This window comes from Streptomyces rubradiris (assembly GCF_016860525.1).
In the GTDB taxonomy this organism is placed as follows: Bacteria; Actinomycetota; Actinomycetes; order Streptomycetales; family Streptomycetaceae; genus Streptomyces; species Streptomyces rubradiris.
The window spans coordinates 243,542-260,661 of sequence record NZ_BNEA01000001.1 but is presented as its reverse complement, the minus strand read 5'-3'; the positions used below and the strand labels follow the sequence as shown (position 1 = coordinate 260,661).

Here is a 17,120-nt window from a genome sequence, read left to right as displayed (position 1 = left end):
GGGGTGCTCGCCGGTCACTCGCCGTCCCTGGACTGCTTCCGGCAGTCGCAGCGAGGGCCAGACCCGGGTGGTGCTGGCCCTCACTGGTGGTGCCGGACGCTGGGCTACTCGCCTGCGGGAGCGGTCTCTTCCTTCGTCATCAGGGCGGCCCAGGCGCGGCGGACGCGCTCCTCGCTGCCGACGAATCCGAGGTCGCGGAAGTCGGCGCTGGCCTGCCGGTAGGAGCGGGGAGGGTCGTCGGAGTAGCGCAGGAACCGCAGCACGACATCGAGCTGCTCGTCCGTGAGCGGCTCACCCGGCACGGGGGTCGGCACGCCCGTCACGGCGGCGAGGTCGGCGAGCGTGACGGGGGGTACCAGGGGCGTGTCGACCGTGCCGGGATCCGGGTCGGTGTGGTCGTTGACCTGCGTGTCGGTGTCCGTCACGGGCTCAGGGACATCCGTGTCGAGGGCGGGCTGAGGAGCCGGGTGCACGGTGGGGTCCGTGTCGTCGGCGGCACGGTCCGTGCCGGTGGGGAGGGCGGGCGTGCCGGGTGCCGTGACGGCCAGTGCCAGGGGCCGTGCCGCGAACGCTGCCGCCAGCTCGCCGTGCTCCTTGTCGGACTTCCGCAGCCGCTGCTCCGCCTCGGCGCGGACCTTGCTGATCCGCTTCTCCGCCTTCGTGAGCGTCTCGGCGCGGGCGATCTGCCGCTCCATCTCCGCGAGGTGGCCAGCGGTCTCGGTGAGGACGTCGGTGGTGGCCTCGGACCGTAGGTGCCGGGCGTCGGCGGCGGCGAGGGCGCGGGCGTTGCGGTCGGCGGCGGACTGGGCGGCGATCTTGTCGGCGGTGGCGCCGTCGGCGAGGACGTTCCCGGCGAACAACCTGAGCCCCATGAAGAGGGCGGCGGCGACGGGGACGAAGGCGAACACCTTGGCGTGGCCGAGGATGAACAGGGTGCTGGTGGAGACGCCGAGTGCGAGCGCGGACAGCCCGAGCATCACGGTCATGCCGATGCGGGAGCGCTGCCGGATCGCAACTTCCGACATGCGGAGGGAGCCGATCCACAGGGCGTCGTAAACGAGGGCGACGGACCAGCCAACGATCATGCCCAGCTTGCCGTGCAGGCCGAGCATGGGGCCGAGCTGGCCGCCGACGGTGATGGCCACGAGGGCGAGCGCGGCCAGGGTGAGGAGCGTCTCCACGACGGCGAACACGTCGAGCCGCGCCGCGGTGGCACGGATGCGTTTCATCGGGTTCCTTTCTGAGGTGCCGGCCCCCGCGGACGGGGTTGGGTTGGGGTGCGGGGGCCGGCGGTCTGGTGGGTCAGTGGAGGTGACGGCCGAGGAGGATGGCGCCGAGGATCAGCGGCCAGGCCATGGCGAGGAGGTAGAAGGCGCGCATCAGGTGGTCCCCCTGCCGCCGCAGGTGGTGCAGGGTCGCCAGACGGTGACGTGTCCGCCGTCGGGCTTCGGTGTGGTTTCGGGGAAGCCGCCTTGGCCGCCGCAGCCCTGGCATGTGGGGGCGGTCACGGGGTCACCTCGGGGCGGGGCAGGGCGCGGCAGCGCTCGGCGTGGGCCTGGGCCTGGCGGTGCGCGGAGTCCTCGAATTTGAAGCTGTCCTCGTGGGGGCAGCCGGTGCACTTGGTGTCGTAGCGCCGGCTCCCGGCGCGCCCGTTGTCGGTGAGGTCGACGGTGGCCCCTGCGACGGTCCAGTAGCGGGCGATGGTGCCCTCGGGCCATGGGACCTGCCACGGGGTAGAGACGGGCTGCTGGATCATCGGGTCACCGCCGGGCGCAGCGTGTCGAGGTAGCAGCGGATCTGCTCGTTGCTGAAGCCGTGGCCGTGGGCGGCGGCCTGGTAGCGGTCGAACGCGGTCCGTTCGTCGTCGGTGAGGGGGTTGCCCTGCTGCGCGCGGGCTTCGGCGAGGCCGAGGGCGACGGCGGCCCAGTGGAGGGCGGCGGCGTGGTCGCGGGTGGGGGTGCCGTCGTTGATGCTGCTGGGCTGCTGGGTGCTCATGCGGTCACCGCTGTGGTGCGGCGCAGGCCGAGGGTGCGGCGGTCGCGGCGCGCGATGGACTCGGCGTTCTCGGTGGCCGTGGCCTCGCTGGCGGCGTTGATCTCCCGGCAGCGGGTGCAGTGGGTGAAGTGGTAGGCGCGGGCGGCGGCCACGTACAGGTTGCCGGGGGTGGGCTGTGCCGGTTGGGGCTGGGTACGATCGGGCACGGTCTCTCCTGGTCTGATCAGGGGAAGGCTGGCCCCGGCGGAGGTGCGAACTCCGGCCGGGGCCGTTCTGTTAAGCGACTCCCGGTCGCTTGCCCATGACTGTAGGGGTCCCCTACGCTCTTGGCAAGCGGCCCCACGAATGAAGGGCCAGGGATGGACGACGAGGAGGTGCGCCGCGTGTCAGACGCCCTCGATGCGGTCGAACAGATCGCGGACCGGGAAGAGCGGGTCAGAGCCCAGAGCAAGATCATGGCTGAGCAGGTCCGCCGAAATAAGGTCTGGGCGCAGGAGCGCAGCGAGCTGATCCGCGAGCTGTGGAACGACGGCAACGGGCTCTCGTATCGGCAGATCGCCGACCGCCTCGGGATCAAGCTCAGCACGGTGCAGGACGTCTTCCGTGGCTACAAGGGGTCGGGGACCGTGCGACCGAAGAAGGAGGCGTCGGATGGATGAGCTGGCGAAGTGGCGTGACGAGGTGTCCCGCCTGCGGAAGCTGCTGCACGAGGTAAGCGAGTTCCTGTACAGCGATCCGTCTCCAGAGGGGATGCGGCTCCACCATGAAACGCACGAGGCGTTCAAGAGGACCAGCACGATGCTCATGGGCGATGAGACGCCGATGAAGGATGTGAGCTGGATGCCGACGGCGCCGGGCTGCGAGAACTGGCGACGGGAGCACCGGGCGGACGTATGTCCGATGGGTACCTGTCAGCGGTGCCGATATCTGGAACGCTTCGGATCTTGAACAGACGATAGCCCCGGTCCACTGTGGCCGGGGCTATCGTCATGCTGGGCGGGTTCCAGGCGCCGTAGCAGTGCTGCCGGTGCGCGAGCAGCTGGTCCGCCCGGCAGCACTCCCAGAATCACACCCCTGTCAAGCGGCGCTCCGTCCGGCCGTACCCAGCAGGCCGTTGTCAGTGCCGTGCGGCAGGCTGTCCACCATGCCTGTGGTGATCGTGTACCCGCCCGACGAAGAAGGCGGCCGGCGCATCCGAGTCGACGGAGAGATCTCGGGCCGCGCGTTCGGGCTGAAGGACATGGTCGAGTTCCTACGCCGGGCCGGCCTGGACACGATCGAGGACACCGACGTGGTGACAGCCGGCTGGATCGAGTGGCGGGGCGGCGGACCGGACGCGTGGGAGCACTGACCGGGGCTATCTGCCGGGCGGGTGACACGGCGCGAGAATCCCGTGCCGTCGGCGGCGGCCGGCCGTTGGCAGGGCATGGAGCCGGTAGACGAGGAACTGTCGAAGCTGCTGGACGAGGGCGGCGAGTTGATGCCGCTGCTGACGTTCGGGGAAGCGCGTGCGCTGCACTACGTCGCCCACCTGTTGGGCCTCGGTGATGCTGCGGCGGCGGATGCTGCTCGGGAATTGGAGACGCGGTTGGAGCGTCGGCTCAAGGTGATGTTCCCGGGGCAGGACATCCTGCTGAAGACGGCGTACTACGAGTACTGACGCACGACCGCCCCGTCTCAACCGTGGAGACGGGGCGGAAGGCTGTGCGCCGGGTAGCTACTCCGGTGCTTGGCAGCCGATCGGTCGACACCACCCTGGGTGCCGTACTGCCACGCTCAGGATGCCACGGCCGTCAAGCCGGGCGCTGGGTACGCAGCCGCTCGAAGCTGCGCCCCATCTCTTCGCCCGCCTTCTGCACAGCCGGGGCCATGGCGCGGACCATGGCGCCCAGAGCGGCGCCGACCTCGGTTACGCGCTGCGCGGTCTTCGGGTTCGGTCGGGGCTTGATGATTTGGACGGGCATGGTCTCCCCCTTCGGACGGCTGAGTTCAGGATGGCACGGCAGCGGCTTGAGTTCACCACATGCGGCAGGCCCGCCACAGCAGCTCGGCGGCGAGAAGGTGGCCGCGTTCCACGAGCCAGCAACCAACGACGTCGATGCGGCGGGTGATCCAGCCGTGCAGGTCAGGCACGATCGTCTCCCTGGGTGGCGACGACGAGCAGTTGGACGAGGTTCTGGAACCAGACGGGTTCAGACACCCGCTCGGGCGGGACGGGCCAGCCGTGCGGGCAGGTTGGTGGCGGAGTGCTACGCCACCACGGGGCGTGGGAGCGCCCGCAGACGCACTCCCACGGGGTCACGGCCCAGCCGTGCGGGTCAGTCATGGGGCTGCTCCTGGTCGATGGTGTCGAGGATCTTGCGGGGGCTGAGGTCCGACCAGCCGTTGAGGGCCCATCCGGCGAGGGCGCGGACTCGGGTAAGGGCGGCTTCGGCGCGCGCCGCCCGTGCCCGCTGCTCCTCGTAGGCCTCGGGTGGTGGTGTGGCGTCGCCGCGCCCGCAGTGCTCGCAGTAGCCGCGCGCCACTTCGCGGAGCGCGTTGAGGGCGTCGTACAGCTGGTCGAGTTCGGTATCGGTGATCGTGGACGCGGTCCGGCGGTCGGTCACTTCTGTTCCCTGGTCGCGGCGGTCGTCCAGCGGGTAACGGGCGGCCGGCATCCGACCTGGGTGACGTAGTCGATGACGTCGTGGATCTGATCGATCTCGGTGTCCCTGTCGTCCAGGTCGAGGCTGGCCATCAGGTCCACGAGTGCAGGGATGGTGTGTTCGGAGATCTCGCCGGTGGCGTAGAGGCGGCTGATGGAGCCGCCGTCGCGGTAGGGGCGGAGGATGTCGCGGATCTGCTGCTCGGTCACGTGCTGCTCCTGGTGGGAGGGGCCGCCCCCGCGCGGGGGCGGCCGTGGTCAGGTCAGGGCTCGGTGGGGTGTCGTTCGATGGCGATGATGGCGCTGTCGCGGAGTGCGATCTCACTGCCGCCAGCGAGGATGAAGGTGGCCAATTCACCGCCGCTCCTGTTGCGGGGGTCGAGTCGTTCGAGGTGGTCGATCAGCGTCATGCCGCCGGTGAGGACTTCAGCGGTGTGTTCGGTGGTGCCGACCGCGTAGCGGATGGTCATGGTCTCGGTGGTGAAGGCTGCGATGGCCTTCCGTGCTTCGGTGTCTTTGTCGGTGTTGATGGCGGGTTCTCCTTCGGTTACGGCTGTTCGGTCATGCTGCTGCTCCTGGTGGTGTGGGCCGCCCGGGTGTGCCGGGCGGGCGGCGGCCTACTGCTTGTTGAGGGCGCGGGCCACGGCGAGGGCCCACGGGTTGACCACGCCCTCGTCGTCGCCGTCGGCGAGGTCGTCCAGTAGGTCGGTCAGCAGGAGGCCGACGGCGGGGTCCATGGCGGCGGCGTAGTTGCCGACGGGGGCGTGGACGTAGGGGACTCGGCCTCTGCCGCCTCCGCCGAGGAGCGGGCGCGCTCCGGTCGCCCACAGGGTGGTGAAGGTGGAGTCGGGTTGGTCGGGGAAGTGGCGGGTGGCATGCCAGGTGCTGCTGCCGCTGTTGTCGGCTGCTGCGGTGGCGAGCGCCCGGAGCTTCTCGGCGGCGGTTCGGATTTCGTCGGCGGGTGTCACGGGTTCTCCTCGATGTGGGTTATGGCTGGGAGTTGAGGCGTGCGCGGATCCAGTCGGCGTCGGACTCGGCGACGTGCGCGCCTGCGACTCGGGCGACGATGATCTGGGTCGGCTGCCCGTAACCGTCCCGCTCGGGTCCGATGCGGGCGCCCCAGGGCTGGCCGTGGTCGGGCGGGGTGTGGCCGTCGGGGCAGTGGGGGCAGCCGGGCACCAGTTCGTAGCGGGGTGCGTCCTCGATGGCGCGCAGGACAGCGATTGGGTCGTCGGCGGCGGGGTCGTCCCAGACGATGCGGGTGTGGCCGCCGTGTCCGTGGACGGCTTCGGCGTCCGCCAGGCTCTCCCAGAAGACGGTGGACGGCCGTTCTCCGCGCCAACGGATGGACACGGTCCCGTCAGGCCACCGGACGCCGTCGGCGACCCGGCCGGTGCCGGAGACGCCGGTGATGTCGGTGGTGCGCTGAAGGTGGAAGCGGCGGGGCTGTTCGGTCATGGGTCTCTCCTCGGAGTGTGGGGCTCTGTGCGCCTGCCTGTGGCGCGTTGGCGGTGCGGGGTGAAGTGAGGGGCCGGGCAGGACTGTTCGGGGCGCACAGGCCCGTGCAGCCCCTCTGTGGGGGCCGCGCAGTCTCACGCGGCCCCGGCAGGCTCAGTCCGTCTCGGGCTGCCCGGACCGCGCCTCGTCAGCCAGCCGACGCAGCCAGCCGATTACCGTCTGCCACTCGGCGTAGGTCTGGCTCTCGGGGCGGAGGATGGCGACGGCTCGGGCGTCGAGGTGCGCGGCGAGGCTGGTCAGGGTCTGCGGGCGGACGTCTGGGACGGCCTCCTGGTCGGGCGCGGGCAGCACGGCCAGGACCGCGTCGGCGAGGGCTTCCACGTCGTAGGTGCAAAGGGCGCAGCGGGCGTCGAACCGGTACTCCCGGTGGTTGGCCTTCACCCCGAGGTCGGCGTAGTCCGCACGCCGGGTGGTGAGCAGCACCTCGGCGATTCGCCCCCGCAGCGCCTCCCGGGCGGTGGCGGGCGCCAGGCGGGCGGTCAGGTGGGCGGCCGGGTCACCGCAGCTGTCCTGCGGCTGGCATCCAGCGGGCGGCTGGGTGGCCTGGTCCGCGGGCGGGGTGGGCTGCGTCTGGTCGGCCAGGTCCTCGGGCTGGGGCTGGTACCCGCCGCAGGGGCACTTCCCCTCCCCGCGCCCGTAGTACCACTGGCACTGGCAGTAGACCCCGCCGAGCTTGACGTGGCGATCCTTCGGATGCCTGCACGTGCACGACGCGTCACTGTCCTGGAGAGCACGCCGGGCGGCCTGGCGTTCCTCAATAGCGTTCCGCCAGTCGGCGCGGTCGGTGGTCGGTTCGTTCACGGTCACTCCTGGCGGCTGGTGCGGTCGGTCGGGGTGTGGGAGGCTGGGCCGGCCCGGCCGCGGTACGAACGCGGCCGGGCCCTTGCGTTCGGGTGCTCAGCGGCCGCGGAGGGCACGAGCAAGATCCCGCGTGCGGAAGGCGGCTGGCCGGGTATCGATGGGCAGGCCAGCGCCGCGTGACCCGGTGGCCAGGTACTCGCGCCGCTGGTCCGGTGTGGCCCGGCGGATCCATTCGAGGCAGGCGATGGTGATCGGGTCGGTGGCAGTCACGCCGTCTCCATGGTGGCGGCCCACTGCTGGATGACCCGCTCCAGGGCAGCAGCGCCATCCCACCGGCCGGCGCGCTGCGAACCGGTGGGATGGCCGGTGTTGAGCAGGCTGTGGACGGCGGCGAGCACGCTGGCCGGGTCGGCCCAGCCGTCGACCCGAAGGGCAGCCGGCTCGCTGTGGGTGCCGGTGTCGTGGCGGCGCAGCCACTCCCAGGACGGGCCGGGCGGGTAGATGCCGTCGGGGTCGGTGCCGTGCCATTCCCAGCGGAGGAGGATGCCGTCGGGCCACGGGCTGGTGTCGAGGGTGATGACGGCGGTGAGCTGGGGGTGGGTGCCGGGGCCGTCGGCGGTGGTGGTCCAGGCGTCCTCGATGTGGTGGCCGGCGGTGGTGAGCGCCTGGATGACGGTGGAGATGTAGGGGGCGTGGGGTGTCTCGGTCACGTTGCTGCTCCTGGTGGCTGGTGTGGGTGTGGTCACGGCCGGGTGGATCGCAGTTCCCGGCAGCGCTCGCCGTCGGCCTCGTGCCGCTCCATCGCCGGCGACTTGCGGTCGCCGTGGTCGGGGCAGTCGGGGTCGGGGATGATCCCGCCGCACACCTGGACCGGGCAGCGGCAGGCCGGGGACGGCTGCACGTAGGGGACGCGGTGCAGGATCACGACGGGCTCCCGGTGGTGAGGAGCAGGTGCACGCGGGCGGCGATCTCGGCCGGCGTGGCGGCGTCGAGCGACTGCGGGTCGCCGACCTGGTCGACGCGGCCGAGTCCCCAGTCGACGCCGTACCGCTCGGTCCAGCCGATGACCAGCTGCTCGCCCGGGTCGGCGTCCAGGACGCGCATCGCGTGGGGGGTGAGGTCGATGACGATCGCGGACTCGTGGGCGTCGACCACGGTGTGGTCGTAGACCTCGATGGCGGCGGCGACCTCACGGACCCAGGTGTCGGGCATCTCGTCGTAGAACTGCATGGTCATTTCCTCCTGTTTTGTGTCGTTTTGGGACGGTAGCGGTGGGGTCTGACAGTCAGTGGCGGTGCAGCCGGGGCAGCGGGATGACGAACTCCAGGCCGGCGGGCAGCGGGTGGGTGTCGCACCAGGCGCGCATGCGGTCGCGCCAGTTGGCAGCGGCGATGATGCCGTTGCAGGTGGCGGTGACCGGGGTCCAGCTGTGGCCGGTGCGGGACTCAACGGTGAGGCGGACGGTGTAGGTGTGCATGGTCGTCTCCGGTGGTGTGGGTGTGGTCACGGCCGGGCGGCGTCAGACACGGCGGCTCGGAGGTTCTCGATGGCGCGCGCCTCATCGGCAGCGGCGGCACGGAGCGACTGGCAGGCGGCCCGCAGCCGTGCGGACCGGTCCTCGCTGCGGGCGATCAGCCAGTCGATGATGGTCTCCGGGCTGTAGCGGACGATCTGGTCGGCCGGGATGCGGGCAAGGTCGCTCATCGGCGGGCCTCGCTCTCCGCGGTCTCGCACCCGGGGCAGTCGTCCACGTGCTCGGGGTCGTCGCTGTCGTCGGCGACCACGTGTGTTTCTTCCTCGTCCGGTCCGGCGAGGTTCTCCCGCAACGCGGTGGCCCGCTCCGGGTCCAGCTCCAGCCAGTACGGTTCGCCAGCGGGTCCGGACAGCAGCACGGTGACGCTGTCGTCGTCGCCCCACATGACGTCGTCCAGGCCCCAGCGGAGCAGCGTGGGCTCGGGCGCGTCTCCGTCTGTGACGCCGGGGCCGAGGATGTTGGCGATCTCGTCGTCGCCGAATCCGTCGCGGCGGAGGCTCGCGGCCATCTCGTCGCTGTCGTCGGCGACGACGAGCGTCTCCACGGCGGTGGGAATGTCGACGGTGCGCACCAGGTACGCCGGGACCTTCTGGCCGTGCTCGCTCAGCCAGTTACCGACATCCGTGATCGCCTGCTCGCGCGCGGTGGCGAGTCCGGCGCGGAGCCTGTTCAGCTCGGCCACGTCGAGGTCGTGCTGCTCGCGGAGACGCTGCTCGTATGCGCGCTGGCCGGCACGTTCGGCGCGGAGGCGCTCGATCGTGCCGCGCATCTTCTTCATCGCGGTCTCGTCCTCGCCGTGCCAGCGGATCAGCTTCGCGATCTCGGCTTGCTGCTCGCTCGCGTCAACGCGGAGGCGGCGGATCTCGGCGGCCATCTGAGGCACGTCGGTCCCGGCGAGGATGTCGGCCTCGTCCTGCCAAGCAGCGTCGAGGCCGGTCGCGTACTCGTACAGGCCGGCCGCGCGGGCTTCGATCTCGTCGAGGTCGAGGGGCTGCGGGTCGTGTGGCATCAGGTCTCCAGGGGTGTGAGGCGGGTGGTTAGACGGTGGGCTGCGGCTGGGCGGCAGGGCGGCGACGAGTGCAGACGCGGTCGGTGTGCCAGACCTGTACGAGGTGCCGGGGACCGAGGAACTTGGTCTGCTCGCTGGCCAGGCCCCAGGCGATGGGCATGCCGTCGCGGTTCCACAGGCGGGCCGCGGGTTCGGTCACGCCTCCGAGCCAGTCGGACGGCGGGGCTTGGCAGAGGCAGGTCCGGAGTTCGTCGATGCCGTCGTTCGCACGCCGCATGGGCGGTAGGACGGTGAGGCGGATCCAGTCCGCGGCTTCGGGAGTCATGGCGGCGTGCTCCTTGGTGGTTGGGGTTGCGGTGTGCGGGGTCAGGTGGTGGGGGTGCGGGGCCGGTCTGCGATCGCCTTGAGCTTGTGGGCGAGGACGGTTTCTGGTTGGTCGGTGATGGAGGTGAGAGCGACCGTGGCGGTGACGATCACGTCGACGAGTTCGTCGGCGACGTCGGCGGTCGTGTGGGTGGTGCCCTTGCGGGGGTTCTGGCCGACGGTGCCGATCCAGGCCTGGGCGACCTCGCCGGCCTCCTCGGTCAGCTTGAGGATGCGGAGGGTGATCTCCTGCTGGGAGCGGCCGTTCTGCTGGTCGAGCCAGGTGGTGAGGTTGTGGATTGTTGTCCACTGGTCGGGGGTGAGCATGGGTCTCCTTCGGGGTTAGGCGGCGTTCTGGCGGGCGTTCACGCGTTCGGCGGGGCGTGCGGCCCCGGGTGTTCCGACGGCGTCGCAGAGGGCCTGCCAGTGGGCGTCACGCTGGGCCTGGGTCCAGTGGCTGGGCTGGTGGTCGCGGGCCTGGGTGCCGGGTGCGGGTTGGGGGCGGATGGGGATGGTCTCGGCGAGGAGCCGGTCGAGGGGGCTCACAGCTGGTGGTCCTTGATGTGCCGCTCCTCGTCCTCGCGCTCCTTGTCGTGGCAGCGGATGCAGAGCTTGGCCTGAGGCTTGTGGTGGAGGCGCCGTGAGCACCAGCGGTCGTCGGTGTCCTCGATCTGCTCGATCCACTCCAGGGCTTCGGGGAGGCGCACGAGTCCGGCGACGTCGATGCAGTCGTGTTCAGGCTGGTAGGTGAAGAGGGGGCGGGGCTGCTTGCAGCGTTCGCACTGGCCTTCGATGGGGGTGGGCGTGGTGGTCATGCGGCGGTTTCCTCGGCTTCCTGGTAGCGGCGGTTGTGGACGGTGTGGCGGGCGCGGCCGTCGTCGTGGCAGGGCACGGTGGGCTCGACTTGGCAGGTGGGGCAGACGGCGGTCTGCTGCGCCCAGGCGGAGATGCGCTTCGGGTGGGGTTCGGGGAGGTGTTGGCCGGTGGTGCGGAGGGTGCAGGGTCGGCCGGCGGGTGCGTGGCAGTGGGGGCAGGCGATGGTGCGGGCGGGGTGGGTGGTGGTGCTGTGGATGAGGGCGCGCAACGCCGGGCTTGCGGGTGGTCACCGGGCTTCGCCGCCGGTGCGGCGGTCGATAGCGCCGATCCACGCGACAGCGACAGCGGCGACCTGGATCAGCTCGGCGCGCAGTCGGGCCGGGACCCGTTCTGCCTCGGCCTCTGCGACCTCCTCGGTGAGGATGTCGGCCCAGGTGCCGTATCCCGATCCGAAGGCGCTCTCGCACCAGCGGCGCGCTGCCTCGGCGCGGTCCTGCTGGCTCTTGTTGCCAGTGCCGTCGGGGTGGTTCTTCTCGCCCCACTTGGCGTCCTGGCGGGCGCGCTCAGCCTGGATCTCGCCGAGGATCGGGGCGTCGGGGCCGAGGGTGCGGCCCATGTAGGCGGCGACGTCAGCGAGGAGGCGGGCTCCGAGGACGGTGCCCCAGTCGTCGGTGCCGAGCCGGATCGGGGTCTCGGCGATAGCGGCTTCGATGACGGCGGCGAGGGGCTTCAGCTCGGCGAGCTGGTCGGCGTTCATGCGGTCTCCTCGGTGTCGTTGGTGCGGCGGATGGTGACGGCGGGGCTGCGGGGTGGGAGCGGGTCGTTGCGGTGCTGCCAGGCGTGCCAGCCCTGGACGGGGTGGGTGATGAGCCAGGCGATGTTCTCGACGGACAGGAGCGTCCAGACGGCTGCTCGGCGGAGGCCGGTGGCCCGGGTGGTGCTGTAGAGCTGCCAGTTGGCCCAGTTGAGGGCGCGGTGTACGGGTCGGCCGCGACCGATGCCGTATCCCCCGAGCCAGGCGAGGATGAGCGCGACGACGAACAGCGTGGTCATGCGGTCTCCTCGGTGCGGGGCTGGAGGGTGGCGTGGCTGGCGGCTTCAAGGCGGCTGGGGTGCGGCTTGGTACGGCGGCGGCTGGTGGTGGCCCCCTTGGGATCGACACGGCGGGAGCGGCACGGCTCGCCAGCGGGGGCGTGGCACCAGTCGCAGGTGACCGCGAGGGGGTCGGGGAGTCCTGCGGCTATGGCTGCGCGCCGTGACGCCTTGATGGGGCGGTAGCCGTCGAGGACTTCGTCGACGTGGCGGGGCACGTAGCTACCGAGTTGTTCGAGACGACGTTCCGCTTCTTCTGCGGCGGTCCCTGCGGTGATCTCTTTGACGGCAGCGGGGGCGGCTTCACCACGGACGACGGCCTGTCGCTCGTTGCGCAGGGCGGTGATGTAGCCACTGATGTCGTCGGGATCCAGCTCGGGGTGGGCTGTGGGCTCGAAGGTGCCGTTGTGGCGGTTCATGCGGTCGCGAACGGTGGCGGCCCAGCGGGTGGCGATCTCGGCGGGAAGAATCGGCCAGGTGCTGGTGGCGTAGTGCTCTTGCGCGGCCTGGACGGCGTAGTCGTAGGGGACGTCAGTGAGGATGCCGGCCCACATGAGGATCTGGGCGCGACGTTCGGTGGGGTCTTCGCGACGGACGCGGGGATCAGCGAGTGCGATCTGCGCGATCAGGTGGGGGATCTGCTCGGGCTCCATCAGGCGCCTTTCGACTTCTGCTGCCGCAGCTCTTCGGCGATAGCGGCCATGTCTTCGAGGTACTCGGTCGTCTTGCTGGGGCCGGCGACGGGGCGGGGGCCGGTGTAGGTGGTGGGTTCTTGGAGGCCGGTCCAGCCGCGGAGGAAGTACTTGGCGCTGTAGGGCTGGGTCTTGGCGGCCTGCCATGCGCGGGCTGCGTGGTCGACGAGGGCGGGGACTCCGGCGCGGCGGACGGCGTTGCGGAGTTCGAGCCACTCGGCTGCTTGGAAGCTCCAGGAGACGGTCATGCCGCGGGCTTCCATGGCTTCGATGAGGGGTTGGACTTCCCCTCGTCCCGAAAGCGGGACCACGTTGGCGCCCGGCTGTGTTCCGGAGGGGGGAGGGGGAGGTGGTACCTCCGTAGGAGGTACCTGGGACGGGACGGGTGGGGTGGGGACGGGGGCAGCGTCACCGTGACGGCTGGTAGACGCGTCTACATGGGCGTCTACATTCCGGGGCGCACTATCGTTGACCTGCCCGTTTCCGTTCCAGGCACCAGCATTCTGTTGTGAGTTGGCACCCGAACTCGATGCGAACTCGTCCTCAACTCGATGCGAGTTGCGTTTCGTTTTGGGGGCAACTCGCATTGAGTTGCCTTCCGAATCCGAGCCGTGTCCGTTTCGTCCGTCGTGCTGAGACGCGTCTACACCGGCGTCTCCGGCTGCGGCGCGCTTACCCTCGCGCCACCGCTGCTGCCGCTCGGATTTGGCCTTGCGTGCGATGTCGGTCTCGGCTCGGCTGGGGTTCTTGTCGAGGTAGTCGTGGATGACGTAGGAGTTGACGTCGACTTCGGGGCACGAGGCGCAGTCGTGGCCGTGCTGGTGCCACAGTCCGGCGTCCACGAGTGCCTTGATCATGCGGGGGGTGCCGTACATCTTGGCGACGTGCTTCGGCACGACTCCGTCGGTCACCTGCTGGGCGACCCAGGATCCGCACCGAACGTAGAGACCGACGGCCGGCGTGCCTGCGGCGAACACCTTGGGATGGCAGTGAAAGCCATCATCGATCTTGAACCAGGACATCGGCACTTCTTTCGGTCGTGCGGAACCAAGGGGCTTGCGCGTCTTGGCAGCGCTGGCCTTGCACTGCCATGCTACTTTAAAGATTGGCCAACTTGGAAGGATTGGTAATGACTTACACTCTGGCCATGGCCCTTCACCCGAAGATCGAGATCAAGGAAGACGGCGTGGCCGAAGTCGGCATGACCGACGCGCGCGCCGCGCTGACGTCGCTGATCCGCGAGGTCAGCTGGGGCCAGCGGCCAGGAGCCTTCACTGAGCGCGGCAAGCGGGTGGCAATGCTCGTGCCGCCCGAGTTCTACGAGCAGGCGGTCAGAGAACGGGCTGCCCTCGAACGCGTGCGCAACCAGTGGCCTGACGTGTACTCGGACCTGTTCGGCGATCTCCCCGGATGACACCGTTCCCCTCCCCCTCTCCGGGCCCCGCACCGCGCTGGTGCGGGGCTCTGCTGTCACTGGCCGATGGGTGCGCCGCAGCGTCGGCAGAACCCGGCGGACGGCGGCAGCGGATCCCCGCACCCCGGGCAGCTCATGAACTGGTCTCCTCGGTCACGGGCCCGTGCTCGGCAACGAGGACCCGCCAGCGGATGAAGTGGGAGCCTGTCGCGGTCCAGCGGGCGCCCTGCTTGGACCAACGGCGGCCGGTCCGGTCGCTGACCGCCCGGACGTCGGTCGGGGCCTGGAAGCTGCCGGGCCCGTCGGGGCGCCAGGTACGGGCGGCCATCACGTGATCCTCCCGGCCTGCGCCGCGCGGGTGCCGCGCCACACGGACACCGCGGAGTGCTCACCCGACGGGCGGAGCGTACGGTCGAACCCGCAGTGCTCCAGGAGCCCGTCCCGGACGAGGGCCTGCGTGAGGTTTCCCCAGTCCGCGCGCGGGTTGCCGGGCTCCGGGAGGTCGTTGTCCTTCGCGACCTCGTACACCGTGAACCTGCGGCCGGACTGCGCGGCGGCCACGAACACGGGCCGAACCAGGTCGCACCAGCTGTGGTAGTCCACGGCCGGCGCGGGCACGCTGCCGTCCAGGGCGGGCTGTATCGGCGCGATCATCGGGCGTCCTCCTCCTGCTGCGGGCGCGGCGTGTAGGCGGGTGGTGGTTCGGGGAGGCCCGCCGCCCGCCAGGGGCTGTGCGTCGAGCACAGCCACCCGGCGGGGGTACAGGCGGACCGGAACATCTGCGGGACGGGGATGCCGCAGACCGGGTCGGCAGCGGCGTCCATCAGGCCGCGGCCGGTGTACTCGCGGCCTGTCGTTCGGCGCCGTCGGACAGGTGCTCGGGCCGCACGCACTCCGGGGTGCCGCAGGTGCGTCGTACCGCGCCCTCGGGCGCCCGGCCGCGGCCGACGATGAACGCGAACTGGGCGGGCGTGTAGGCGCGGCCCCGGAACTTCGGCTTGACGGAGCCCGTCCATGCGAGGTGGTCGCCGAGCGTTGCGAGGGTGCTCTCCGCGAACACCTCCTGCATCGTCCGCTGCCGTGGCGGCTGCTCGGCGAGACGGAGGCGCCGCTGGGTTTCCAGGGCTGTCAGCTTCCACTGGACGGCCCTGCGGCGGATGTCGCGGCGCTCGTCGTCCGTGAGTCCGCCCCACACGCCGTCCTCAATGCGCTCGTCCAAAGCGTGGTTGAGGCACTCCTCGCGCACCGGGCAGCCGCGGCACACAGCCTTCGCGGTCCCCTCGGCGCCCGTACTGAAGAACAGCTCGGGGTCGTAGTCCTGGCACGCGCTGCGGGTCCGCCAGTCTGGCTGCCGGACCGTGTCAGGGACAGCGCCGGTGTAGTTGCTCATGTCAGGCTCCGAAGATCGCGTTGAAGAGGGACGCCGTGCGCTGCCGCATAGGCCGGTCTTCCAAGTGCCCACCGGCCAAGCACCCCGGCACGCCGCACACGGGCCGGGCTTGGCCCTCGGGGACGCGGCCGTAGTGGAGACGGAATGCGATCCGGTACGCCGAGTGATTGGCGCCCCGGTATCTCAGATTCGGCGTGGTGTTCGTGATGGGGCCCGTCCAGCGGACGTGCCCACCGTCGATCGGTTTGGCGCGCAGCCGGAACGCCTCTTCCAGGGATGTGGCCCGCGGCTTGATCCGGCGCGGCATGGACGGGTCGCGCTGGGCGCGCTTGTCCAGCACCTTGCACATGCCGCAGTAGGCGCTGCCGTCGGGCTCCAACCTGCCGTGCTCTGCTTGGTCGTGGCCTCGAACGCACTGGGTGGGCAGGTCTCCGAGACCGCGCTCAGCCCGCACTTTCCGCCGGGCTTCCTGCCGTCCGGCTTCGTCGTTGACGTGGTCGGGGGCAACGCAGTGCGGGTATTCGCACTCGGCCTTGACGTAGCCCTGCGGGGGCCGACCGTGTTTCTTCTCGAAGGCGATTGCGGCGGGGCTGTAGCTGGCCTCCTTGTACCGCATGACCGGCGTGCTGGTAGCACCGGCGCGTTCGCCGAGCCATTCCAGGTGTCCGCCGTCGATGAGCTTGGTACGGGTGGCCCACTTTTCTTCGAGGGTGAGGGGCTGCAAGGTGACGTTGGGGATGTCGTACTTGCGGCGCAGGCGGGCGACACGGGTCTTATCGACGTGGAGTTCGCGGGAGATCCGCAGGTTGCTGTACCCGTCGCGGAGCAACGCGAGGATGTCCGTGTCCGAGGCGTTCACGGGGGCGGGCATCAGGCAGTCACCCCCGCGGCGAGTTCGTCCAGCGTCAGCTCGACGTACGGCTGCCGGGCGCCCGGACGGTCCTTGCGGGCGGTGAGCCGCCAGTAGCGGCGCCCGCGCGGGAGTTGCTCGGCGAGGACCGGGACCGCGCCGATCATCTGCGCGAGGTCCCACAGCGCGTTCCACTCGGCCGGCGGCAGGGCGCCGCTGCGCTTGCACTGGACGAGCAGGATCTGCCCCGGCTTGATCGCGACCAGATCGACCTTGCTCTTGGAGCCGGCGGTGCGCAGGACTTCGTAGCCCTCCTCGCGGAGGTGGGCGCGGACGCGGTGCTCCAGCGCGCGGCCCTTCTCGTAGTTGCTGGTCATCGCTGACCCCTTTCCATCAGGCGGCGCAGCCCTGTGGCGGCGACGGCGGCCGGCCAGAACACGGTGACCAGGGCCAGGGAGAGGCAGGTGCGGACCGGGTCGGTGAACATCGCCGCGTCGACCAGCGGGTGTTCACGTCCGGCTACGGCGAGTGCGACGGTGAGGGCGACGATGCCGAGCGCCCACACGGCGAGGACGATGATGGCTGCGACGGTCATGCTGCCCTCCCAACGTGATCACGGTGCGCCGCGCCGGAGGGCGCCAGGCCGAGGGCTTCGAGGACGAGGCGGCAGTCCGCGACCCCTTTGGAGCGAGCCGCGACAGCCACTGCGGCCTGTGCCTCTTCGCGGCTCCAGTGACTGGAGACCGAGTGGCGTCGTGTGTAGGAACGCTGCTTGGCGGCGTGCGCGTCGCGGCATGCCTGGCAGGGCTCCTCGCCTTTGCGGAGGTGTCGCTGGTAGGCGCCGTCCGTGCCGCACGGTGCGGGCGAGAGGGCAGGGGGCGGTCCATCAGCAGGCCGACCGTGGTAAACCCACCGGGTGAGGCAGGTCCGGCACCAGCCGTGGCCTCCGTGCTCACGGCGTTTCCCGCACGCGTCACAGGTGATGATGCGACGACGCTTCCG

39 protein-coding genes are annotated in these 17,120 nt (G+C 70.7%); 5 read left to right on the top strand and 34 right to left on the bottom strand.

Annotated elements, in window-relative coordinates; genetic code table 11:
• Positions 1-104: 104 nt before the first annotated feature.
• The 4 genes from Srubr_RS01235 to Srubr_RS01220 all read right to left on the bottom strand — a co-directional run bounded on the left by Srubr_RS01235 (position 105) and on the right by Srubr_RS01220 (position 2,201).
• Positions 105-1,229, bottom strand: coding sequence for a hypothetical protein (locus Srubr_RS01235; protein ID WP_189999693.1), 1,125 nt, complete (start codon positions 1,227-1,229; stop codon positions 105-107).
• A 275-nt stretch (positions 1,230-1,504) separates the two neighbouring features.
• The gene (locus tag Srubr_RS01230; protein WP_189999692.1) at positions 1,505-1,756 is read right to left on the bottom strand and encodes a hypothetical protein; all 252 of its coding nucleotides are present in this window, start codon (positions 1,754-1,756) and stop codon (positions 1,505-1,507) included.
• Positions 1,753-1,995 (bottom strand): hypothetical protein, encoded by a 243-nt coding sequence (locus Srubr_RS01225; protein ID WP_189999691.1) that lies wholly within the window; start codon positions 1,993-1,995, stop codon positions 1,753-1,755. The genes Srubr_RS01230 and Srubr_RS01225 overlap by 4 nt, the downstream gene beginning before the upstream one ends.
• A complete protein-coding gene (locus Srubr_RS01220) occupies positions 1,992-2,201 on the bottom strand; it encodes a hypothetical protein (protein WP_189999690.1) in 210 nt (69 codons plus the stop codon). The genes Srubr_RS01225 and Srubr_RS01220 overlap by 4 nt, the downstream gene beginning before the upstream one ends.
• A 153-nt stretch (positions 2,202-2,354) precedes the next feature.
• Here Srubr_RS01220 and Srubr_RS01215 point away from each other — a divergent pair, with 153 nt between their 5' ends.
• From Srubr_RS01215 to Srubr_RS01200, 4 genes are all read left to right on the top strand, one after another.
• The gene (locus Srubr_RS01215) at positions 2,355-2,654 is read left to right on the top strand and encodes a helix-turn-helix domain-containing protein (protein ID WP_189999689.1); all 300 of its coding nucleotides are present in this window, start codon (positions 2,355-2,357) and stop codon (positions 2,652-2,654) included.
• Positions 2,647-2,943, top strand: a complete 297-nt coding sequence (locus tag Srubr_RS01210; protein WP_189999688.1) for a hypothetical protein — start codon at positions 2,647-2,649, stop codon at positions 2,941-2,943. Before Srubr_RS01215 ends, Srubr_RS01210 begins: the two co-directional genes overlap by 8 nt.
• A gap of 196 nt (positions 2,944-3,139) precedes the next feature.
• Entirely contained in the window at positions 3,140-3,346 is a 207-nt protein-coding gene (locus tag Srubr_RS01205) for a hypothetical protein (RefSeq protein WP_189999687.1), read from the top strand.
• 21 nt (positions 3,347-3,367) lie between these two features.
• Complete coding sequence (locus Srubr_RS01200) at positions 3,368-3,655, top strand: hypothetical protein (protein WP_189999686.1); 288 nt, start codon at positions 3,368-3,370, stop codon at positions 3,653-3,655.
• A gap of 133 nt (positions 3,656-3,788) precedes the next feature.
• On the opposite strand, the gene Srubr_RS01195 is transcribed toward Srubr_RS01200, so the two are convergent.
• The 24 genes from Srubr_RS01195 to Srubr_RS01080 form a co-directional block, all read right to left on the bottom strand.
• Positions 3,789-3,959 (bottom strand): hypothetical protein, encoded by a 171-nt coding sequence (locus Srubr_RS01195; protein ID WP_189999685.1) that lies wholly within the window; start codon positions 3,957-3,959, stop codon positions 3,789-3,791.
• 161 nt (positions 3,960-4,120) lie between these two features.
• Positions 4,121-4,321, bottom strand: a complete 201-nt coding sequence (locus Srubr_RS01190; RefSeq protein ID WP_189999684.1) for a hypothetical protein — start codon at positions 4,319-4,321, stop codon at positions 4,121-4,123.
• Complete coding sequence (locus Srubr_RS01185; protein ID WP_189999683.1) at positions 4,314-4,601, bottom strand: hypothetical protein; 288 nt, start codon at positions 4,599-4,601, stop codon at positions 4,314-4,316. Before Srubr_RS01185 ends, Srubr_RS01190 begins: the two co-directional genes overlap by 8 nt.
• Positions 4,598-4,849 (bottom strand): hypothetical protein, encoded by a 252-nt coding sequence (locus Srubr_RS01180; protein ID WP_189999682.1) that lies wholly within the window; start codon positions 4,847-4,849, stop codon positions 4,598-4,600. The genes Srubr_RS01185 and Srubr_RS01180 overlap by 4 nt, the downstream gene beginning before the upstream one ends.
• 53 nt (positions 4,850-4,902) lie before the next feature.
• Positions 4,903-5,109 carry a hypothetical protein gene (locus tag Srubr_RS01175; RefSeq protein WP_189999681.1) on the bottom strand — a complete coding sequence of 69 codons (207 nt, stop codon included), beginning with the start codon at positions 5,107-5,109 and terminating at the stop codon, positions 4,903-4,905.
• A 147-nt stretch (positions 5,110-5,256) separates the two neighbouring features.
• Positions 5,257-5,607: a hypothetical protein gene (locus Srubr_RS01170; RefSeq protein WP_189999680.1), complete on the bottom strand. Its 351-nt coding sequence runs from the start codon at positions 5,605-5,607 to the stop codon at positions 5,257-5,259.
• Positions 5,608-5,626: 19 nt separating this feature from the next.
• Complete coding sequence (locus Srubr_RS40150) at positions 5,627-6,097, bottom strand: hypothetical protein (protein ID WP_229927002.1); 471 nt, start codon at positions 6,095-6,097, stop codon at positions 5,627-5,629.
• Between the two features lie 153 nt (positions 6,098-6,250).
• The gene (locus Srubr_RS01160) at positions 6,251-6,958 is read right to left on the bottom strand and encodes a hypothetical protein (RefSeq protein WP_189999679.1); all 708 of its coding nucleotides are present in this window, start codon (positions 6,956-6,958) and stop codon (positions 6,251-6,253) included.
• A gap of 96 nt (positions 6,959-7,054) precedes the next feature.
• Complete coding sequence (locus Srubr_RS01155; protein WP_189999678.1) at positions 7,055-7,228, bottom strand: hypothetical protein; 174 nt, start codon at positions 7,226-7,228, stop codon at positions 7,055-7,057.
• On the bottom strand, positions 7,225-7,668 hold the full coding sequence (locus Srubr_RS01150; protein WP_189999677.1) for a hypothetical protein: 444 nt from the start codon (positions 7,666-7,668) through the stop codon (positions 7,225-7,227). The genes Srubr_RS01155 and Srubr_RS01150 overlap by 4 nt, the downstream gene beginning before the upstream one ends.
• Before the next feature lie 32 nt (positions 7,669-7,700).
• Positions 7,701-7,883 carry a hypothetical protein gene (locus Srubr_RS01145; RefSeq protein ID WP_189999676.1) on the bottom strand — a complete coding sequence of 61 codons (183 nt, stop codon included), beginning with the start codon at positions 7,881-7,883 and terminating at the stop codon, positions 7,701-7,703.
• Positions 7,880-8,194 (bottom strand): hypothetical protein, encoded by a 315-nt coding sequence (locus Srubr_RS01140; RefSeq protein ID WP_189999675.1) that lies wholly within the window; start codon positions 8,192-8,194, stop codon positions 7,880-7,882. Before Srubr_RS01140 ends, Srubr_RS01145 begins: the two co-directional genes overlap by 4 nt.
• A 49-nt stretch (positions 8,195-8,243) precedes the next feature.
• Positions 8,244-8,435, bottom strand: coding sequence for a hypothetical protein (locus Srubr_RS01135; RefSeq protein ID WP_189999674.1), 192 nt, complete (start codon positions 8,433-8,435; stop codon positions 8,244-8,246).
• A 26-nt stretch (positions 8,436-8,461) separates the two neighbouring features.
• Positions 8,462-8,662, bottom strand: a complete 201-nt coding sequence (locus Srubr_RS01130) for a hypothetical protein (protein ID WP_189999673.1) — start codon at positions 8,660-8,662, stop codon at positions 8,462-8,464.
• Positions 8,659-9,501 (bottom strand): hypothetical protein, encoded by an 843-nt coding sequence (locus tag Srubr_RS01125; RefSeq protein WP_189999672.1) that lies wholly within the window; start codon positions 9,499-9,501, stop codon positions 8,659-8,661. The genes Srubr_RS01130 and Srubr_RS01125 overlap by 4 nt, the downstream gene beginning before the upstream one ends.
• A 28-nt stretch (positions 9,502-9,529) precedes the next feature.
• Complete coding sequence (locus Srubr_RS01120; RefSeq protein WP_189999671.1) at positions 9,530-9,826, bottom strand: hypothetical protein; 297 nt, start codon at positions 9,824-9,826, stop codon at positions 9,530-9,532.
• A gap of 41 nt (positions 9,827-9,867) precedes the next feature.
• The gene (locus tag Srubr_RS01115) at positions 9,868-10,191 is read right to left on the bottom strand and encodes a MazG-like family protein (RefSeq protein ID WP_189999670.1); all 324 of its coding nucleotides are present in this window, start codon (positions 10,189-10,191) and stop codon (positions 9,868-9,870) included.
• A 15-nt stretch (positions 10,192-10,206) separates the two neighbouring features.
• Positions 10,207-10,410 (bottom strand): hypothetical protein, encoded by a 204-nt coding sequence (locus Srubr_RS01110; RefSeq protein ID WP_189999669.1) that lies wholly within the window; start codon positions 10,408-10,410, stop codon positions 10,207-10,209.
• Complete coding sequence (locus Srubr_RS01105) at positions 10,407-10,679, bottom strand: hypothetical protein (RefSeq protein ID WP_189999668.1); 273 nt, start codon at positions 10,677-10,679, stop codon at positions 10,407-10,409. The genes Srubr_RS01110 and Srubr_RS01105 overlap by 4 nt, the downstream gene beginning before the upstream one ends.
• Complete coding sequence (locus tag Srubr_RS01100) at positions 10,676-10,948, bottom strand: zinc finger domain-containing protein (protein ID WP_189999667.1); 273 nt, start codon at positions 10,946-10,948, stop codon at positions 10,676-10,678. Before Srubr_RS01100 ends, Srubr_RS01105 begins: the two co-directional genes overlap by 4 nt.
• Positions 10,949-10,966: 18 nt before the next feature.
• Entirely contained in the window at positions 10,967-11,437 is a 471-nt protein-coding gene (locus Srubr_RS01095) for an NUDIX hydrolase (protein ID WP_203854905.1), read from the bottom strand.
• Positions 11,434-11,733, bottom strand: coding sequence for a hypothetical protein (locus Srubr_RS01090; protein ID WP_189999666.1), 300 nt, complete (start codon positions 11,731-11,733; stop codon positions 11,434-11,436). Before Srubr_RS01090 ends, Srubr_RS01095 begins: the two co-directional genes overlap by 4 nt.
• Positions 11,730-12,425 carry a zinc finger domain-containing protein gene (locus Srubr_RS01085; RefSeq protein ID WP_189999665.1) on the bottom strand — a complete coding sequence of 232 codons (696 nt, stop codon included), beginning with the start codon at positions 12,423-12,425 and terminating at the stop codon, positions 11,730-11,732. Before Srubr_RS01085 ends, Srubr_RS01090 begins: the two co-directional genes overlap by 4 nt.
• The gene (locus Srubr_RS01080; protein WP_189999664.1) at positions 12,425-12,712 is read right to left on the bottom strand and encodes a hypothetical protein; all 288 of its coding nucleotides are present in this window, start codon (positions 12,710-12,712) and stop codon (positions 12,425-12,427) included. Before Srubr_RS01080 ends, Srubr_RS01085 begins: the two co-directional genes overlap by 1 nt.
• Before the next feature lie 881 nt (positions 12,713-13,593).
• Between Srubr_RS01080 and Srubr_RS01075 the strand changes: the two genes are divergently transcribed.
• Complete coding sequence (locus Srubr_RS01075) at positions 13,594-13,878, top strand: type II toxin-antitoxin system Phd/YefM family antitoxin (protein ID WP_189999663.1); 285 nt, start codon at positions 13,594-13,596, stop codon at positions 13,876-13,878.
• A 133-nt stretch (positions 13,879-14,011) separates the two neighbouring features.
• Here the strand turns inward: Srubr_RS01075 and Srubr_RS01070 are convergent, their stop codons facing one another.
• The 6 genes from Srubr_RS01070 to Srubr_RS01045 all read right to left on the bottom strand — a co-directional run bounded on the left by Srubr_RS01070 (position 14,012) and on the right by Srubr_RS01045 (position 16,713).
• Positions 14,012-14,206 carry a hypothetical protein gene (locus Srubr_RS01070; protein WP_189999662.1) on the bottom strand — a complete coding sequence of 65 codons (195 nt, stop codon included), beginning with the start codon at positions 14,204-14,206 and terminating at the stop codon, positions 14,012-14,014.
• Positions 14,206-14,532, bottom strand: a complete 327-nt coding sequence (locus tag Srubr_RS01065) for a hypothetical protein (protein WP_189999661.1) — start codon at positions 14,530-14,532, stop codon at positions 14,206-14,208. Before Srubr_RS01065 ends, Srubr_RS01070 begins: the two co-directional genes overlap by 1 nt.
• Before the next feature lie 169 nt (positions 14,533-14,701).
• The gene (locus Srubr_RS41555) at positions 14,702-15,268 is read right to left on the bottom strand and encodes a WhiB family transcriptional regulator (RefSeq protein WP_203854904.1); all 567 of its coding nucleotides are present in this window, start codon (positions 15,266-15,268) and stop codon (positions 14,702-14,704) included.
• A 1-nt stretch (position 15,269) separates the two neighbouring features.
• The gene (locus Srubr_RS01055; protein ID WP_189999660.1) at positions 15,270-16,139 is read right to left on the bottom strand and encodes a helix-turn-helix domain-containing protein; all 870 of its coding nucleotides are present in this window, start codon (positions 16,137-16,139) and stop codon (positions 15,270-15,272) included.
• Positions 16,139-16,495, bottom strand: a complete 357-nt coding sequence (locus tag Srubr_RS01050; RefSeq protein WP_189999659.1) for a restriction endonuclease — start codon at positions 16,493-16,495, stop codon at positions 16,139-16,141. Before Srubr_RS01050 ends, Srubr_RS01055 begins: the two co-directional genes overlap by 1 nt.
• Positions 16,492-16,713, bottom strand: coding sequence for a hypothetical protein (locus Srubr_RS01045; protein ID WP_189999658.1), 222 nt, complete (start codon positions 16,711-16,713; stop codon positions 16,492-16,494). Before Srubr_RS01045 ends, Srubr_RS01050 begins: the two co-directional genes overlap by 4 nt.
• Positions 16,714-17,120: the final 407 nt, after the last annotated feature.

What these genes read in the sequence shown, in the direction of transcription:
- Srubr_RS01235 (WP_189999693.1), bottom strand. Translation starts at nt 1,229, where the DNA reads ATGAAACGCATCCGTGCCACCGCGGCGCGGCTCGACGTGTTCGCCGTC.
- Srubr_RS01230 (WP_189999692.1), bottom strand. Translation starts at nt 1,756, where the DNA reads ATGATCCAGCAGCCCGTCTCTACCCCGTGGCAGGTCCCATGGCCCGAG.
- Srubr_RS01225 (WP_189999691.1), bottom strand. Translation starts at nt 1,995, where the DNA reads ATGAGCACCCAGCAGCCCAGCAGCATCAACGACGGCACCCCCACCCGC.
- Srubr_RS01215 (WP_189999689.1), top strand. Translation starts at nt 2,355, where the DNA reads ATGGACGACGAGGAGGTGCGCCGCGTGTCAGACGCCCTCGATGCGGTC.
- Srubr_RS01210 (WP_189999688.1), top strand. Translation starts at nt 2,647, where the DNA reads ATGGATGAGCTGGCGAAGTGGCGTGACGAGGTGTCCCGCCTGCGGAAG.
- Srubr_RS01205 (WP_189999687.1), top strand. Translation starts at nt 3,140, where the DNA reads ATGCCTGTGGTGATCGTGTACCCGCCCGACGAAGAAGGCGGCCGGCGC.
- Srubr_RS01195 (WP_189999685.1), bottom strand. Translation starts at nt 3,959, where the DNA reads ATGCCCGTCCAAATCATCAAGCCCCGACCGAACCCGAAGACCGCGCAG.
- Srubr_RS01190 (WP_189999684.1), bottom strand. Translation starts at nt 4,321, where the DNA reads ATGACTGACCCGCACGGCTGGGCCGTGACCCCGTGGGAGTGCGTCTGC.
- Srubr_RS01175 (WP_189999681.1), bottom strand. Translation starts at nt 5,109, where the DNA reads ATGACCATCCGCTACGCGGTCGGCACCACCGAACACACCGCTGAAGTC.
- Srubr_RS40150 (WP_229927002.1), bottom strand. Translation starts at nt 6,097, where the DNA reads ATGACCGAACAGCCCCGCCGCTTCCACCTTCAGCGCACCACCGACATC.
- Srubr_RS01140 (WP_189999675.1), bottom strand. Translation starts at nt 8,194, where the DNA reads ATGACCATGCAGTTCTACGACGAGATGCCCGACACCTGGGTCCGTGAG.
- Srubr_RS01135 (WP_189999674.1), bottom strand. Translation starts at nt 8,435, where the DNA reads ATGCACACCTACACCGTCCGCCTCACCGTTGAGTCCCGCACCGGCCAC.
- Srubr_RS01130 (WP_189999673.1), bottom strand. Translation starts at nt 8,662, where the DNA reads ATGAGCGACCTTGCCCGCATCCCGGCCGACCAGATCGTCCGCTACAGC.
- Srubr_RS01125 (WP_189999672.1), bottom strand. Translation starts at nt 9,501, where the DNA reads ATGCCACACGACCCGCAGCCCCTCGACCTCGACGAGATCGAAGCCCGC.
- Srubr_RS01120 (WP_189999671.1), bottom strand. Translation starts at nt 9,826, where the DNA reads ATGACTCCCGAAGCCGCGGACTGGATCCGCCTCACCGTCCTACCGCCC.
- Srubr_RS01115 (WP_189999670.1), bottom strand. Translation starts at nt 10,191, where the DNA reads ATGCTCACCCCCGACCAGTGGACAACAATCCACAACCTCACCACCTGG.
- Srubr_RS01105 (WP_189999668.1), bottom strand. Translation starts at nt 10,679, where the DNA reads ATGACCACCACGCCCACCCCCATCGAAGGCCAGTGCGAACGCTGCAAG.
- Srubr_RS01095 (WP_203854905.1), bottom strand. Translation starts at nt 11,437, where the DNA reads ATGAACGCCGACCAGCTCGCCGAGCTGAAGCCCCTCGCCGCCGTCATC.
- Srubr_RS01090 (WP_189999666.1), bottom strand. Translation starts at nt 11,733, where the DNA reads ATGACCACGCTGTTCGTCGTCGCGCTCATCCTCGCCTGGCTCGGGGGA.
- Srubr_RS01085 (WP_189999665.1), bottom strand. Translation starts at nt 12,425, where the DNA reads ATGGAGCCCGAGCAGATCCCCCACCTGATCGCGCAGATCGCACTCGCT.
- Srubr_RS01080 (WP_189999664.1), bottom strand. Translation starts at nt 12,712, where the DNA reads ATGACCGTCTCCTGGAGCTTCCAAGCAGCCGAGTGGCTCGAACTCCGC.
- Srubr_RS01075 (WP_189999663.1), top strand. Translation starts at nt 13,594, where the DNA reads ATGACTTACACTCTGGCCATGGCCCTTCACCCGAAGATCGAGATCAAG.
- Srubr_RS01070 (WP_189999662.1), bottom strand. Translation starts at nt 14,206, where the DNA reads ATGGCCGCCCGTACCTGGCGCCCCGACGGGCCCGGCAGCTTCCAGGCC.
- Srubr_RS01065 (WP_189999661.1), bottom strand. Translation starts at nt 14,532, where the DNA reads ATGATCGCGCCGATACAGCCCGCCCTGGACGGCAGCGTGCCCGCGCCG.
- Srubr_RS41555 (WP_203854904.1), bottom strand. Translation starts at nt 15,268, where the DNA reads ATGAGCAACTACACCGGCGCTGTCCCTGACACGGTCCGGCAGCCAGAC.
- Srubr_RS01055 (WP_189999660.1), bottom strand. Translation starts at nt 16,139, where the DNA reads ATGCCCGCCCCCGTGAACGCCTCGGACACGGACATCCTCGCGTTGCTC.
- Srubr_RS01050 (WP_189999659.1), bottom strand. Translation starts at nt 16,495, where the DNA reads ATGACCAGCAACTACGAGAAGGGCCGCGCGCTGGAGCACCGCGTCCGC.
- Srubr_RS01045 (WP_189999658.1), bottom strand. Translation starts at nt 16,713, where the DNA reads ATGACCGTCGCAGCCATCATCGTCCTCGCCGTGTGGGCGCTCGGCATC.